The 13,666-nt window shown below is 73.0% G+C and carries 16 protein-coding genes; 7 read left to right on the forward strand and 9 right to left on the reverse strand.

Going from position 1 to position 13,666, the window contains the following annotated elements; genetic code table 11:
* Positions 1-135: 135 nt before the first annotated feature.
* The 3 genes from ACIRYZ_RS29720 to ACIRYZ_RS29730 are packed head-to-tail and all read right to left on the reverse strand — an operon-like array spanning position 136 to position 2,911.
* Complete coding sequence (locus tag ACIRYZ_RS29720) at positions 136-1,950, reverse strand: NHL domain-containing thioredoxin family protein (RefSeq protein ID WP_402949995.1); 1,815 nt, start codon at positions 1,948-1,950, stop codon at positions 136-138.
* A 59-nt stretch (positions 1,951-2,009) separates the two neighbouring features.
* Positions 2,010-2,519, reverse strand: coding sequence for a GNAT family N-acetyltransferase (locus ACIRYZ_RS29725; protein WP_402949998.1), 510 nt, complete (start codon positions 2,517-2,519; stop codon positions 2,010-2,012).
* Positions 2,520-2,563: 44 nt separating this feature from the next.
* Positions 2,564-2,911, reverse strand: coding sequence for a winged helix-turn-helix transcriptional regulator (locus ACIRYZ_RS29730; RefSeq protein ID WP_402950001.1), 348 nt, complete (start codon positions 2,909-2,911; stop codon positions 2,564-2,566).
* A gap of 97 nt (positions 2,912-3,008) precedes the next feature.
* Between ACIRYZ_RS29730 and ACIRYZ_RS29735 the strand changes: the two genes are divergently transcribed.
* Together ACIRYZ_RS29735 and ACIRYZ_RS29740 are read left to right on the forward strand one after the other, a co-directional pair.
* On the forward strand, positions 3,009-3,917 hold the full coding sequence (locus tag ACIRYZ_RS29735) for an NAD(P)-dependent oxidoreductase (RefSeq protein ID WP_402950004.1): 909 nt from the start codon (positions 3,009-3,011) through the stop codon (positions 3,915-3,917).
* Positions 3,918-3,940: 23 nt separating this feature from the next.
* On the forward strand, positions 3,941-4,510 hold the full coding sequence (locus ACIRYZ_RS29740) for a GNAT family N-acetyltransferase (RefSeq protein WP_402950007.1): 570 nt from the start codon (positions 3,941-3,943) through the stop codon (positions 4,508-4,510).
* 45 nt (positions 4,511-4,555) lie between these two features.
* Here the strand turns inward: ACIRYZ_RS29740 and ACIRYZ_RS29745 are convergent, their stop codons facing one another.
* Genes ACIRYZ_RS29745 through ACIRYZ_RS29755 form a run of 3 tightly spaced genes read right to left on the reverse strand, consistent with a single transcriptional unit; the run spans position 4,556 to position 6,344 of the window.
* Complete coding sequence (locus tag ACIRYZ_RS29745; protein ID WP_402950010.1) at positions 4,556-4,960, reverse strand: type II toxin-antitoxin system VapC family toxin; 405 nt, start codon at positions 4,958-4,960, stop codon at positions 4,556-4,558.
* Positions 4,957-5,229 carry a type II toxin-antitoxin system Phd/YefM family antitoxin gene (locus ACIRYZ_RS29750; RefSeq protein WP_402950013.1) on the reverse strand — a complete coding sequence of 91 codons (273 nt, stop codon included), beginning with the start codon at positions 5,227-5,229 and terminating at the stop codon, positions 4,957-4,959. Before ACIRYZ_RS29750 ends, ACIRYZ_RS29745 begins: the two co-directional genes overlap by 4 nt.
* Before the next feature lie 59 nt (positions 5,230-5,288).
* Positions 5,289-6,344, reverse strand: a complete 1,056-nt coding sequence (locus ACIRYZ_RS29755) for an aldo/keto reductase (RefSeq protein WP_402950016.1) — start codon at positions 6,342-6,344, stop codon at positions 5,289-5,291.
* Between the two features lie 165 nt (positions 6,345-6,509).
* On the opposite strand from ACIRYZ_RS29755, the gene ACIRYZ_RS29760 reads away from it, so the two are divergent.
* The 4 genes from ACIRYZ_RS29760 (at position 6,510) to cutA (ending at position 9,673) form a co-directional block, all read left to right on the forward strand.
* A complete protein-coding gene (locus ACIRYZ_RS29760) occupies positions 6,510-7,460 on the forward strand; it encodes a hypothetical protein (RefSeq protein ID WP_402950019.1) in 951 nt (316 codons plus the stop codon).
* Positions 7,461-7,566: 106 nt separating this feature from the next.
* Positions 7,567-8,241, forward strand: coding sequence for an NAD(P)/FAD-dependent oxidoreductase (locus tag ACIRYZ_RS29765; protein WP_402950022.1), 675 nt, complete (start codon positions 7,567-7,569; stop codon positions 8,239-8,241).
* A 61-nt stretch (positions 8,242-8,302) separates the two neighbouring features.
* On the forward strand, positions 8,303-9,205 hold the full coding sequence (locus ACIRYZ_RS29770) for a class I SAM-dependent methyltransferase (RefSeq protein ID WP_402950024.1): 903 nt from the start codon (positions 8,303-8,305) through the stop codon (positions 9,203-9,205).
* Positions 9,206-9,343: 138 nt separating this feature from the next.
* Positions 9,344-9,673 (forward strand): divalent-cation tolerance protein CutA, encoded by a 330-nt coding sequence (cutA, locus tag ACIRYZ_RS29775; RefSeq protein WP_402950027.1) that lies wholly within the window; start codon positions 9,344-9,346, stop codon positions 9,671-9,673.
* A 120-nt stretch (positions 9,674-9,793) separates the two neighbouring features.
* On the opposite strand, the gene metG is transcribed toward cutA, so the two are convergent.
* The 3 genes from metG to ACIRYZ_RS29790 form a co-directional block, all read right to left on the reverse strand.
* Positions 9,794-11,527 carry a methionine--tRNA ligase gene (metG, locus tag ACIRYZ_RS29780; protein ID WP_402950029.1) on the reverse strand — a complete coding sequence of 578 codons (1,734 nt, stop codon included), beginning with the start codon at positions 11,525-11,527 and terminating at the stop codon, positions 9,794-9,796.
* Between the two features lie 132 nt (positions 11,528-11,659).
* Positions 11,660-11,872: a DUF397 domain-containing protein gene (locus tag ACIRYZ_RS29785; protein WP_387618665.1), complete on the reverse strand. Its 213-nt coding sequence runs from the start codon at positions 11,870-11,872 to the stop codon at positions 11,660-11,662.
* Positions 11,869-12,717, reverse strand: coding sequence for a helix-turn-helix domain-containing protein (locus ACIRYZ_RS29790; RefSeq protein WP_402950032.1), 849 nt, complete (start codon positions 12,715-12,717; stop codon positions 11,869-11,871). The genes ACIRYZ_RS29785 and ACIRYZ_RS29790 overlap by 4 nt, the downstream gene beginning before the upstream one ends.
* A gap of 340 nt (positions 12,718-13,057) precedes the next feature.
* Here ACIRYZ_RS29790 and ACIRYZ_RS29795 point away from each other — a divergent pair, with 340 nt between their 5' ends.
* Positions 13,058-13,213, forward strand: coding sequence for a hypothetical protein (locus tag ACIRYZ_RS29795; RefSeq protein ID WP_402950035.1), 156 nt, complete (start codon positions 13,058-13,060; stop codon positions 13,211-13,213).
* The last annotated feature ends 453 nt before the right edge of the window (positions 13,214-13,666 follow it).

A 13,666-nucleotide genomic window follows, 5' to 3' on the forward strand; every position in this document is an offset into this window, starting at 1 on the left:
CGCCGCCGGCCCCCGCCCCCCCGCGCGCCGGGTCCGCCTACGGCCGCGCCGGGGCGGGCCGGGTGGCCCCCGCGCCCGGGGGGGGGCCCCCCGCCCCCCCCCCCCCCGGGCCCCCCGCCCTCTTCGTCCGCCCGCCTACTCCATCCCGGCCAGGACCAGCGGGAGGCGGCGGGCGCCGTCGGCGACCAGCTTCACCGGCACGCCCCAGTCCTGCTGGTGCACGTGGCAGGCCGGGAACTCGATCTCCGGGTCGTCGTCGCAGGAGGCCGCCATCGCCGAGACGTGCAGCACGCCCTCGGTGACCTGGTCGGAGAGCACCAGCTCGCGGGAGAGGGCGGAGTCCGCGCCGGCGCCGGACACCAGCAGCTCGGGCGGGGTCGAGCTGACCAGCAGCCGGGTGGACGGGCCGTAGCGCTCGTCCAGCTTCTGGCCGCTCGGCGCCTCGAAGACCACGTCCAGTCGGAAGGCGCCGGGCGCGACCTCGGTGGCCGCGCGCTGGGTGCGGTGCGCCACCGACTCGACCCGGACGGCCTCCTCGGGCAGCCGCAGCCGGGTCAGCCGGTGCCGGGCCGACTCGACCACCACGATGTCGCCGTCCACCAGCACCGCGCCGGAGGGCTCACGCAGATCGGTGGCCAGGGTGCTGACCTCGCCGCTCGCCGGGTCGAAGCGGCGCAGCGCGTGGTTGTAGGTGTCGGCGACGGCCACCGAGCCGTCCGGCAGCACGGTCACGCCCAGCGGGTGCTGGAACAGGGCCTGGTCGGCGGCGCCGTCACGGTGGCCGAAGTCGAACAGGCCGGTGCCGACGGCGGTTTGGACCGTCATGGTTCCACGTGAAACGAAGCGCAGCGCGGAGGTCTCGGAGTCGGCGACCCAGAGCTTCTCGCCGTCCGCGGAGACGGCGAGGCCGGAGGGCTGGGCGAACCAGGCCTCGGCGGCCGGGCCGTCCACCAGGCCCTCGTTGGTGGTGCCGGCCGCGACGCCGACCGTGCCGTCCGCCGGGTCGTACGCCCACAGCTGGTGCACGCCGGCCATCGCGATCCACACCTTGCCGTCGAACCAGGCGACGTCCCAGGGCGAGGAGAGGTCCACCTCGCGGGCCGGGCCCTCGGTCGCCGAGCCCTGCCACCACTGGCGGCCGGTGCCGGCCAGGGTGGTGACGCTGCCGTCGGCGAGGCGCACGCCGCGCAGCGCGTGGTTCACGGTGTCGGCCACGACCACGTCGTAGTCGGCGCCCTCCGGCAGCAGCGCGAGGCCCTGCGGCTCGCTGAACCGGGGGCTGGCGCCGTCCACCAGGCCGCGCTGCCCGTCGCCGATCCGGCGCACCACCGTCTCGCCGTCCTCGGCCAGCTCGACCAGGCTGTGGTGGCCGGAGTCGGCGACCAGGAAGTGGCCGTTCGGCAGCCGGACCGCCTTACCGGGGAACTTGAGGTCCCCGGCGGTGGGTTCGGGCGCCACGTACGGGCCGTCGCCCCGGCGCAGCGTGCCCTTGGCGGCGTGCTCGGCCTCCAGCTCCTCGACCAGGCGGGCGATCGCGTGGGCGTGGCCCTCACCGGCGTGCTGGGCCACCACGTAGCCCTCGGGGTCGATCACGACGAGCGTCGGCCAGGCGCGGACGGCGTACTGCTTCCAGGTCGCGAGCGCCGGGTCGTCCAGCACCGGGTGGTGCACCTCGTACCGGGCGACGGCGTCGACGACGGCCTGGTGGTCGGCCTCGTGGACGAACTTGGGCGAGTGCACGCCGACGATCACCACGGTGTCGCGGTGCTTCTCCTCCAGCTCACGGAGCTCGTCGAGGACGTGCAGACAGTTGATGCAGCAGAAGGTCCAGAAGTCCAGGACGGTGATCTTGCCCCGGAAGTCGGCGAGGGTGAGCTCCTTGCCGCCGGTGTTCAGCCAACCGCCTGCCCCGACCAGCTCGGGGGCGCGTACGCGTGCACGAGATGCCATGGCTGTATCCAACCCCATCGATGGTGGTGGGCATTCCGGGTGGGGTCGGGGCTCGGCGGCTACGGCTGCGAAAGGTCGGTCCGCCAGCGGGTTTCGCCGTCCTGGGTGTGCGGGGTGGGGCGGAGGCCGAGGGTGTGGGCGACGCGGGCGGAGGCGTGGTGGTCGGGGTGGATGTGGGCGACGGCCGTGGTGGTGCCGAGGGTGGTGAGGTGGGCGAGGAGGGTGCGGGCGGCTTCGGTGGCGAGGCCGCGCCGCTGCCAGGCGGTGCCGACCACCCAGGCGAGTTCGGTGGCCCCGGGGCGGACGGTGGCCTGGACGTAGCCGGTCAGGGCGTCGTCGGCGCGCAGTCGCAGGACCCAGGTGCCCCAGGTCTCGGCCGGGTCGGGGGAGCCGGCGGCGAGCCGGGCGCAGCGGGCGCGCAGCTCCTCGGGGGTGGCCGGGCGGCCGCCGGTGAAGGTGTGCAGGGCGGGGTCGGCGAGGGCGGCGGCCAGTTCGTCGGCGTGCTCGGGGACGAGCGGCAGCAGGTCGAGGCGCTCGCTGCGCAGCGGGGTGCTGAGGTCGGGTCGCATGGCGGTATTGAACCGCTGGTACCCGGTGGCGGAGTAGCCCTGAGTCACCGGGGGTGCGGGGCCACGCCCAGGACGTGCTCCCGCCCCCAGCGCCCCAGCGGCGCGAGCGCCGCGTTGAGGTGCCGCCCCGCCTCGGTCAGCGCGTACTCGACCCGGGGCGGCACCTCCTCGTACGCCTCCCGGTGCACGATGCCGTCCGCCTCCAGCTCGCGCAGGTGGGCGGCCAGCACCTTCTCGGTGATCCCCGGCACCAGGCGGCGCAGCTCGCCGAAGCGGCAGCACGGGCGCTCGCCCAGGGCCCACAGGATCAGCACCTTCCACTTGCCGCCGATCACGTCCATCGCGGCGTCGATCCCGCAGACGTACGCCCCCGGCCTCGGCACGGTCGCCATGCCCACCCCTTCCGACCTCGATCCTCACCTCAGGGTAACCACCCACTTCGAAGTGCGTACTTGATCGTTTCCGGGGTCGGCGCGGAGGCTGATCGGCATGGCACAGAACACAGTTGAGGAATCCCGCAGGACCCCGCCCGCCCCGCCCACCCCGCTCACCCTGCTCGGCCTCGGCGCGATGGGCACCGCGCTGGCCGAGGCCTGGCTCACCGCCGGGCACCCGCTGACCGTCTGGAACCGCACCGCCGCCCGCGCCAACGCACTCGCCGTACGCGGCGCCGTCGTCGCCGACAGCGCCGCCGAGGCCGTCGCGGCGAACCGGCTGGTCGTCGTCTGCCTGCTCGACGACGCCTCCGTGGACGAGGCGCTGGCCGGCGCCGACCTGGCCGGCAAGGACCTGGTCAACCTGGTCACCAGCACCCCCGGGCAGGCCCGCGCCCGCGCCGCCTGGGCCCAGCGGCGCGGCGCCCGCTACCTGGACGGCGGGATCATGGCCGTCCCGCCGATGATCGGCGTCCCGGCGGCCGGGCCGTACGTCTTCTACAGCGGCTCCGCCGGGCTGTTCGAGGAGCACGGGGCGACCCTCGCCGTCCCGGCCGACACCCGGTACGTGGGCGAGGACGCCGGGAGCGCGGCGCTGCACGACGTGGCACTGCTCAGCGCCATGTACGGGATGTTCGCCGGGGTCGCGCACGCCTTCGCGCTGATCCGCGGCGAGGCCGTCGCGCCGGGCGGGCTCGCGCCGCTGCTCCGCGACTTCCTCACCGCGATGTCCCGGACCGTCGCCACGACCGCGGAGCAGTTGGAGAGCGGCGACTACACCAAGGGCGTGGTGTCCAGCCTGGCGATGCAGGTCGCGGGCAAGGGCACGCTGCTGCGCACGGCCGAGGAGCAGGGGGTGAGCCCCGAACTGCTGGAGCCCTACTTCCGGCTGATGGAGCGTCGGTTGGAGCTCGGCAGCGGCGAGGAGGACCTGACCGGGGTCGTCGACCTGCTGCGACGGTGAGGGGCGGCCGGTAACGTACCGGCATGGCTGACCTTGAAGAACGCGCCGACGTCGTCGCGTCCGGATCTCGGCGGACCGGTCCGGGGGCGGGCGTCCGACGGCGCCGCGCCGCTGACCTCGCCGACTGCGTCCGGGTGCTGGACGACGTTCACACCGTCGACGGTTACCCCGCCGACTGGCCCGAGCGGCCCGCCGCCTGGCTCACCCCGGACGGCCTGCTGGCCGCCTGGGTCGCCGAGGCGGCGGGCCGGATCACCGGGCACGTCGGACTCTCCCGCAGCGCCCCGGGCGATGCGGCCCCCGGGCTGTGGAGCCTGCGGACCGGCGGGCGGCCGGAACTGACCGCCGTGATCGGCCGCCTGTACGTCGCCCCGACGGCGCGCGGCCACGGCACCGGCGCGCACCTGCTGGCACGCGCCGTGGTGCACGCGCGGGCGCTCGGGCTGCACCCCGTGCTCGACGTGCTCGCCACCGACACCGCCGCCGTGGCCCTCTACCGCCGCCTCGGCTGGACCCTGCTCGGCAGCGGCGAGCAGCGGTGGGCCTCCGGCCGTACGGTCCTCGTCCACTGCTTCGCCGCGCCGAGGGGGTGAACCGGACGCGGGGCGACCGCTTGGCTGCGCCGGCGGGCGGTCGCCCTAGACCACGATGATTTCGACTCCCTGTTCGAGGCCGGCGAAGTCAGCCCCGTTCCGGGTGTACAGCGGCAGGCCGTGAGCGGCGGCTATGGCCGCGATCATCAGGTCCATGCGGCGCGGGCGGGGGTCCCGCTTGGCCTGGAGCGTGAGTGCGACCAGTGTGCCGAACCGTCGAGCTGCCTCTCGGTCGAACGGCAGGGCGGCGAACTCGGCCTCGGCGTCTGCGAGCCGCTGGGCTCTGGCCAACATCTGCACCGGGTCCTTCGCCATGGCTACGCCCTGGGCGAGTTCGGCCAGCACGATGGACGACAGCGCCGCATCGACCGGCAGGAATTGCGGATCGATCTGCGGAAGGTCGATGACGACGCAGGTGTCGAGAAGCCCGCGTTGGCGCCGCTCGGTCACGCCTGCTCCCACGGGTCGTCGCCGACCCGGTCCTCGTCGCCGTAGAAGGCATCGGCTTCGGCACGCATCTGTGCTGCGTCGACGGCCGGCGCGTTCTGCCACTTCCGCTGGAGCTCTTCGACGGGGACGAATCGGCGGCGGCTGCTGATCGGACGGACCTCGGCGATCTCGGTGCCGTTGCGAGTGATGTGGTAGATCTCGCCGGCTTCGACGTCGTCGAGTACGGCCTTGGACCGCGCCGCGAGTTCGCGCTGCGTGATGGTCTTCATGCGGCCATTGTATCGCGCTGTAATGCGCCGTGTAGCAGTGTCTCGATGTCTGGCCTCGGCTAGCCCGCCGAGCGCTCGGCGGCCGGGCGGCGGCGCAGGCCCGGGGTGGTGAGGGCCGGCGGCTGCCAGGCGCCGTCGGCCCGGTAGAGGTCCGTGCCGGGCGGGACGACGGCGTCGATCCGGTCCAGGACGGCGTCGTCCAGGACCAGGTCGGCTCCCTTGAGGGCGGAGTCGAGCTGCTCCATGGTGCGCGGGCCGAGGATCACCGAGGTGACCGCCGGGTGCGCCAGCGGGAAGGCCACGGCCAGCTCGGGCAGAGTGCGACCGAGCTCCCCGGCGAGCTCGGTGAAGGCCTCCACCGCGTCCAGCTTGGCGGCCGTGGCGGGCAGCGCCGGGTCGAAGCGGCCCGGGTTGATCGCGGCGCGGCCGCGGGTGAGGTCGATCTCCTGCCCCTTGCGGTAGCGGCCGGTGAGGAAGCCGCCGGCCAGCGGGCCCCAGGTCAGGGCACCCATCCCGAGCTGCCGCACCACCGGCAGCACGTCCCGCTCCACCCCGCGGGCGAGCAGTGAGTACGGCGGCTGCTCGGTGCGGAAGCGCGGCAGGGCGCGGCGCTCGGCCACGTGGTGGGCGTCCACGATCTGCTCGGCGGGGAAGGTCGAGCAGCCGAAGGCGCGGATCTTGCCGGCCCGGACCAGGTCGCCGAGGACGGAGAGGGTCTCCTCGATGTCCGTGGTGTGGTCCGGCCGGTGGATCTGGTACAGGTCGATCCGGTCGGTACGCAGCCGGCGCAGGCTCTCCTCGACCTCGCGGACGATCCAGCGCCGCGAGTTGCCGCCCCGGTTGCGGCCCTCGCCCATCGGGAAGTGCGCCTTGGTGGCGAGCACGATGTCGTCGCGGTCGCCGCGGGCGGCCAGCGTCCGGCCGACGATCTCCTCGGACTCGCCCGCCGAGTAGATGTCGGCGGTGTCGACGAAGTTGATGCCCCGGTCGAGCGCGGCGTTGATGATCCGGGCGCAGTCGTCGTGATCCGGGTTGCCGATCGCGCCGAACATCATCGTGCCGAGGCAGTAGGCGCTCACCTCGATGCCGGTGCCGCCGAGAACGCGGTAGCGCATGGTCGTGCTCCCCCTGATGGTGGGTCGGTGATGCGGTGGTGGCTCAGAGGCTAGGAGTTGGAGTGCGCTCCAAGGCAAGGGGTGTCCGGGGATCCCTCCGGCGGGGGAGCCGGATCGTCGTCCCGGCGGAGGCCGCGGTGCGGGGGCGCGGGTGACCCTGGGGCCATGGCGAAGCAGGGGTGGGTCAGGAGCGGTTGGGCGGTGGCCGGTTGGGGAGTCGGCTACGGCGGGTTCGGGTTGGGCTGCGCGCTGAGCGGGACCGCGCTGCTCGGCGGCGCCTGGCTGGGGTGGGCGGTCGCCGGGGTGGGCCTGGCGGCGGTCGCGGCCGGGTGTGCGGCGGTACGGCTGCGGTCGGCGCGATGGCTGACCGGGGTGTTGTGGGCGTTGTGCGGGCTGGCCGTGGTGGCGGCCTGGAGCCTGCTGATGGACGTGTTGGCGCTGCTGTTCGGGCAGGCCGTGGACAGCGTCCCGGCCGCGGTGCACAAGGCACTGGCGGCGGCCGGGGCGCTGCTGCTGGCCGGGGCTGCCCGGGCCCGGCGGCCGGTCGCCCGAGCGGCCGCTCCCTCCGCAGCCCCGTCGGCGGCTCCGGAGGCCGTCCAACTCGCGGCCTGGGCGGGGACGTTGTCCTTCGTGCCGTACGTCGTGATGAAGCTGATCTGGGGACTAGGCGGGAGTTTCGCCGGGATCAGCGGCGACCAGATGTACGCGGACTACGTGCACAACGGCTCGTCCGGGATCTGGCTCGCCCTGGAGCGCTGGGGGCTGGACGGCACGGTGCTGCTGGCGGCGATCGGGGTGTTCCTGCTGTGGGGGCTGGTGCGGCCGTGGGGGCAGGTCTTCCCGCGCTGGACCCTGCTGCTGCGCGGCCGTCGCGTCCCGCGCTGGCTGCCGCTCACTCCGGCGCTGATCGGCGCGGCCACGCTGGTGCCGTACGGGTTGGTCGGGATCGGCTACCTGTCGCTGTGCGCGACCGGGGTGACCGAGATCCGGGTGGGCGCGCTCGCCACGGCCGGGCAGGCACTGCAGATCGGCTGGGTCGGGATGAGCGCGTTCGCCGGGTACGGGGTCGCGCTGGCGGTGGCCACCCGCTCGTACTGGCGGCGGACCGGCGCATGAGCGGGAGGGCTGGAGGGGAAGTGCGCGGGGAGGTGTTTGCTGAGGTGGCAACAACGCTTGCCGACACGGGATGGTCGGTCGCAGCCTGACGACGGAGGTGAGCGCCATGAGCGGGACGAGGACGAGGGCGACGGAGCGCCACGACGTGGTGGTGGTCGCCACCGGGCTGCGCGACGGGCTGCCGGAGCTGCCGGGCCTGACCGAGCGCTGGGGCCTCGACGTGCTGCACTGCCCGTACTGCCACGGCTGGGAGGTCCGCGACCGCCCGCTCGGCGTGCTCGGCACCGGCCCGGGGGCGGTCAACCAGGCGCTGACCCTGCGGCAGTGGTCGGCCGACGTGCTGCTGCTCGCGCACACCCTCGAACCGACCGACGTCGACCGCGAGCGGCTCGCTGCCCGGGGCGTCCGGGTGGTCGAGGGCCGGATCGTCCGGCTGGTCGCCGACGACGGGCGGCTGCGCGGCGTGGAACTCGCCGACGGACGGGTGGTGCCGCGCGAGGCGGTGTTCGTCTTCCCGCAGCCGGTGCCCCGGGACGCCCTGTTCTTCGGTCTCGACTGCGAACGGGACGACAACGGCTGGGTCACCACCGACCGGACCGGGCGCACCAGCCTGCCCGGCGTCTGGGCGGTCGGCAACGTCGCCGACCCGCGCGCCCAGGTGGTCACCGCCGCCGGGATGGGCGCGGCGGCCGCCTTCGCGCTGGACCACGACCTCACGGCGGAGGAGGTCGGGCAGGCGGTCGACCGCTACCGCGCGTCCGGCGCCGCCGTGCCCGCCTGAGCGGGAAGCTTTCGTCGACCCGCCGACAACCCCACGACCTCACGACCCGGAAGGAGAGGCCATGTCCTCGCACCAGCACCAGCACGGCCACGGCCATCAGCACGGCCACGTTCCCGCCGCCGACCTCGACTGGGACGCCCTCGCGGCCCACCTGGAGCAGGAGGCCGACCTGCGCGCCGCGGCCGTCACCGAGGCCGCGCGCTGGCTGTCCGGCCTGTCCGGCCTGTCCGGCCTGTCTGGGGAAGGCGGGGTACGGAGGGTCCTGGACGTCGGCAGCGGTCCCGGGGTGATCGCCGGGCTGCTCGCCGAGGTCTTCCCGGCGGCCGAGGTGGTCGCCGTCGACCAGTCGGCCGCCCTGCTGGAGCGCGCCCGGACCCGCTCCGGCGGCCGCCTGGGCACCCAACAGGCCGATCTGCCCGCCGAGTTCGACAAGCTCGGCGAGGCCGACCTGATCTGGTCCGGCAACGCGATCCACCACCTCGGCGACCAGCAGGCCGCGCTCACCGCCCTGGGCGCGCGGCTGCGCCCGGGTGGGCTGCTCGCCGTCGCCGAGAGCGGCCTGCCGCCGCGGTTCCTGCCCCGGGACTTCGGCCTCGGCCGGCCCGGCTTCCAGGCCCGGCTGGACGCGGCCCACGAGGACGGCTTCAGCGCCATGCGCGCCGAACTGCCCGACACCGCCGAGGAGATCGAGGACTGGCCGGCCATGCTGCGGCGGGCCGGACTCGTCCCCAACGGCAACCGCACCTTCCTGGTCGACCACCCGGCGCCGCTCGCCCGGCCCGTGCGCGAGTACCTGCACGCCCAGCTCGGCCGCCGCCACGACCAGCTCGCCGAGGCGCTCGCCCCGGAGGACCGCGCCACCCTGGAGGCCCTCCTCGCCGAGGACGCGCCCACCGGCATCCTCAACCGCCCGGACGCCTTCTACCTCTCCGCCATGACCGTCCACACCGCGCGCCGGCCCTGAGGCCGGGCCCGCGGGCACCGAGCCGCCCCGTCGCCGCGCTTCCGAGGCCGCGGCGGCGGGGCTCCGGGTTCACCGCCGGGTGGCTCCGGGCGCCGTCGGTGCGACGGTTACCGCCGGTGCGACGGATACCGTCGGCGCATGACAGCGAACCAGCAGGGCTTCGTCGTGGTGACCACCACCCACGAGAGCGAGGAGCAGGCCCGGTCCCTGGCCGCCGCCGTGGTGCGGGAGCGCCTGGCGGCCTGCGCACAGGTGTACCCCGTCCGGTCGGTGTACTGGTGGGAGGGCGAGGTGCAGGACGCCGAGGAGTGGCGGATCGACCTCAAGACCCGGGCCGAACTCGCCGACCGCCTGGCCGGATTCGTCGCCGAGCGGCATTCGTACCGGACGCCCGAGGTGATCGCCGTGCCGGTGGTCTCCGGCAGCCCCGGCTACCTGGCCTGGGTCGCGGAGGAGACGGCCGGGTAGCTCAGGAGGCGCCCTCGGGGAAGGTCGGCACCGCAGGGCCCCGGGGAAGCCCCCGAGGCCCTGCCTGCGTGTCGCACTGACCCTCGACCGGCTCCGGATCAGCGCCGGACCAGCTCCCGACTAGCCCTCGGCGCCGCCGAAGCGCGCCGTCCAGGCCTCCAGGTCCTCGTCCGTGATCTTGGCGAACAGCACCGGCGGCACCGTGAACGCCGTCCCCGCCGGGATCAGGTCCAGCGCCTGCGCCTCCCGGGCGTCGACCCAGCTGCGGGTGGCCGCCGGCGAGTCCTCGGGCAGGGCGAAGGCGCCGCGCATCGCCGCCGCCGCAGTCGGGATGAACGGCTCGGAGACCACCGCGTACAGGTGGATCAGGTTCATCGCCGTCCGTAGGGTCAGCGCCGCCGCCTCCGGGTCGGTCTTCACCTGCAGCCAGGGCGCCTTCTCGTCCAGGTAGGCGTTGCCCGCGCTCCACAGCGCGCGCAGACCCTGCGCCGCCTTGCGGAAGTTGAGCGCGTCCAGCTGGGCCTCGTACTCGGCCAGCAGGGCGGCGATCTGCTCGCCGAGGCGCTGCTCGGCCTCGCCCGGGGCGTGCCCGCCGGGGACGTCGTCGCCGAAGCGCTTGCGGCTGAAGGAGAGCACCCGGTTGACGAAGTTGCCGAGGGTGTCGGCGAGGTCCTTGTTGACCACCGAGGCGAAGAGGTCCCAGGTGAAGCTGGAGTCGTCCGACTCGGGAGCGTGCGCCATCAGGAAGTAGCGCCAGTAGTCGGCCGGCAGCAGTTCCAGCGCGACGTCGGTGAAGATGCCGCGCTTCTGGCTGGTGGAGAACTTCCCGCCGTAGTACGTCAGCCAGTTGAAGGCCTTGACGTAGTCGACCTTCTTCCACGGGCGGCGCGAGCCGAGGATCGTCGCCGGGAACATCACGGTGTGGAACGGGACGTTGTCCTTGGCCATGAACTCGGTGTAGCGGACGGTCTCGTCGGCCTCGTACCACCAGGACTTCCAGTCCCGCAGCTGCCCGGCCGGGGCCGCGTCCGCCCACTCCTTGGTGGCGCCGATGTACTCGATCGGGGCGTCGAACCAGACGTAGAACACCTTGCCCTCGGCGGCCAGTTCGGGCCACACGTCGGCCGGCACCGGGACTCCCCACTCCAGGTCACGGGTGATCGAGCGGTCCTGCAGGCCCTCGGTCAGCCACTTGCGGGCGATCGAGGAGGCCAGCACCGGCCAGTCGTCGCCGTTGGCGGCGATCCACTGCTCGACCTCCTCGGTCAGCTTCGACTGGAGCAGGAACAGGTGCCGGGTCTCCCGGACCTCCAGGTCGGAGCTGCCGCTGATCGCCGAGCGCGGCTCCAGCAGGTCGGTCGGGTCCAGCACCCGGGTGCAGTTCTCGCACTGGTCGCCGCGCGCCTTGTCGTAGCCGCAGTGCGGGCAGGTGCCGACGATGTAGCGGTCCGGCAGGAAGCGCCCGTCGGCGTTGGAGTACACCTGGCGGATCGAGCGCTCCTCGATGAAGCCGTTGCGCTGCAGCTCGCGGGCGATCTCCTGGGTGATCTCCCGGTTCTGCGGCGAGGAGCTGCGGCCGAAGTGGTCGAAGGAGAGCGCGAAGCCGTCGTACACGGCCTTCTGGGCGTCGTGCGCCCGGGCGCAGAACTCGGCGACCGGCAGCCCGGCCTCCTGGGCGGCCAGCTCGGCGGGCGTGCCGTGCTCGTCGGTGGCGCAGATGTAGAGCACCTCGTGGCCGCGCCGGCGCAGGTAGCGGGAGTAGACGTCCGCCGGGAGCATGGACCCGACCATGTTGCCCAGGTGCTTGATCCCGTTGATGTACGGAAGGGCGCTGGTGATCAGGTGCCGAGCCATCCTCGGATGCTCCGATTTCTCCCGCACGCGCACCCCACCCGGAGTGCTGTGCCAGGCGCAGGGTCCACTGTGGGCTGCCAAGCCTACCGCCGCCGGGCCCCGCGCACGGGCTGCGGCGTACGGGCGTCGGCCTCACGGCCGGGTGAAGTCGGCGTACCGGTCGAACTCCCCGGCCTTCACCCCGCGGACGAACGCCGCCCACTTGCGCGGCGTCGTCCGCACGACCGCCTCGGGCCAGTCCGACTCGCGGATCTCCACCAGCCCGCCGGTGGCTCTGACCTCGACGCAGTCGGTGCTCTCACCGCTGGCCGACGACTTGCGCCACACGCTCAGCCACACGTTCATGAGAAGTCTTTCAGTAAGGCCCGGATGAAGTCCCGGGACTCGGCCGTCCCGAGCGCGATGGCCGCGGTCTTCTCCTTGATCCGGCGGTAGGAGTCCAATTCGGCTTCGGTGTGCACGAACTTCGGCCCGTGGGAGAGGTCGATCTGGACGGTGTCCAGCTCCGGGACCGGCCCGCGGGCGAGATACAGGCTTTCCCCGGACCCGGTGTAGGTGGGGACGCTGAACGGGATCACCCGGATTTCCAGCCCGGGCCGTTCGGAATTCTCCAGCAGGCTCCGCAACTGCTCGCGCAGCACTTCCGGACCGCCGAACTGCATCCGCAGCGCGGACTCGTGCAGGATCGCGCTGTACGGCTTCGGATGGTCGACGAAGATCCGCTGGCGCCGAATCCGGAATGCCATCCGGGCCTCGGCCTCCTGCCGGACGTGCTCGGGGAGCCGCTCGAACACGGCGGCCGCGTACGCCGGGGTCTGCAGCAGACCGGGAACGAAGGTGCTGTTGAGGATGGACAGCGAGGCCGCGTGGTGTTCCATCTCCGCGATGTCGACGATCCCGCTCGGCATCCGGCCCCGAAAGCCGTCCCACCAGTACTTCCGGCGGTCCTGCGTCATCGCGAGCAGGGCGTCCAGGTACGGGCCTTCGGCGCAGCCGCAGGCGCGCGCCCAGACCCGCAGCCGTTCGGCGCTGATGCCCGACTTCCCGTTCTCCATCTGGGAGATCTTGGGCAGGTCGGTGCCGATTGTGGCGGCCAGGCTTTTGGGCGTCACGCCGACGCGTTCGCGCATCTTGCGCAGCTCGATCCCAAGGCGCTGCTGGCGCACGGTCGGCGACAAGCGGGGTGGCATGACTCTCTTCTCCGGATCGCGGCTTCGGGCGATGCTTCCGGTGAAGTGTGCCGTGGCGCCCCGGCCCTAGCTAGCGAAATGGGGGATACCCCCCGATGGAGTGAACGTCCATCCCCTCGGTAGCAACTCTGGCACCTTGACTCTATGGTCGTTCGTGTCACTCGCTGACTTGTTGTCGCCTAAACAGTCGCCAAGTCGCCTATCAGCCCTGCCGGTCAGCCGTAATTGCGCACCAGATGCACGGTAAGGGCGTTCGGCATCACCGACCGGAGGCAGCCGTGTCCCTTCCTTCGCCTCTCCGCCTTCCACACCCCCTTCCCCACCGCATTTCCGCGACCCGATGAACGGCCTCCTGGTCGCCGGATTGTCCGCCCTCCTCCTCGCCGTCCTTTTCGTCGGCTGGCTGGTCTGGCTGGTCAACATGCAACCCCGGCTGCCCCGCGCCGCAAAACGCGAGTTCGCCCCCCGCCATTCCGTCCGGGGCAGGCGGGACTAGCCCCCACCCCCCATCTCTCGCCCGCCCGGTTCGGATCAATCCCGGCAGATGGTCCAGAACATGACGACGGTCCGTGCCCCGGATCACCCGGGGCGCGGACCGATGAGTTGGTGTCGAACACGTCCTTCATCTCACCGGACAAGTGAACTGCGGCCAGACCTTGTTGGGACACACGATCACGTAGTGGCCCGACCACCGGCTGCCGGACACCCACCGGGACCACATGACGTCCGAGGCGCCGGCCAGTTGCGCAATGGCACACTGGCGCCGTGCCGCGATCGGCATCCACGGATCGCCGCCGGGCGTGTGCTCCTCGTACCGCCCCGCTCAAGTGGACCTACAAGGACCCCGATTACACGACCGACGACACCTACGGTAAGGAGAAGTGGTTCCTGAGTACCGATGGCAGTTACGTCTTCTCTTGGCTAAAGGACAAGATCACTGCTATTCGGT

The organism is Kitasatospora sp. NPDC101155 (assembly GCF_044768305.1).
GTDB lineage: Bacteria > Actinomycetota > Actinomycetes > Streptomycetales > Streptomycetaceae > Kitasatospora.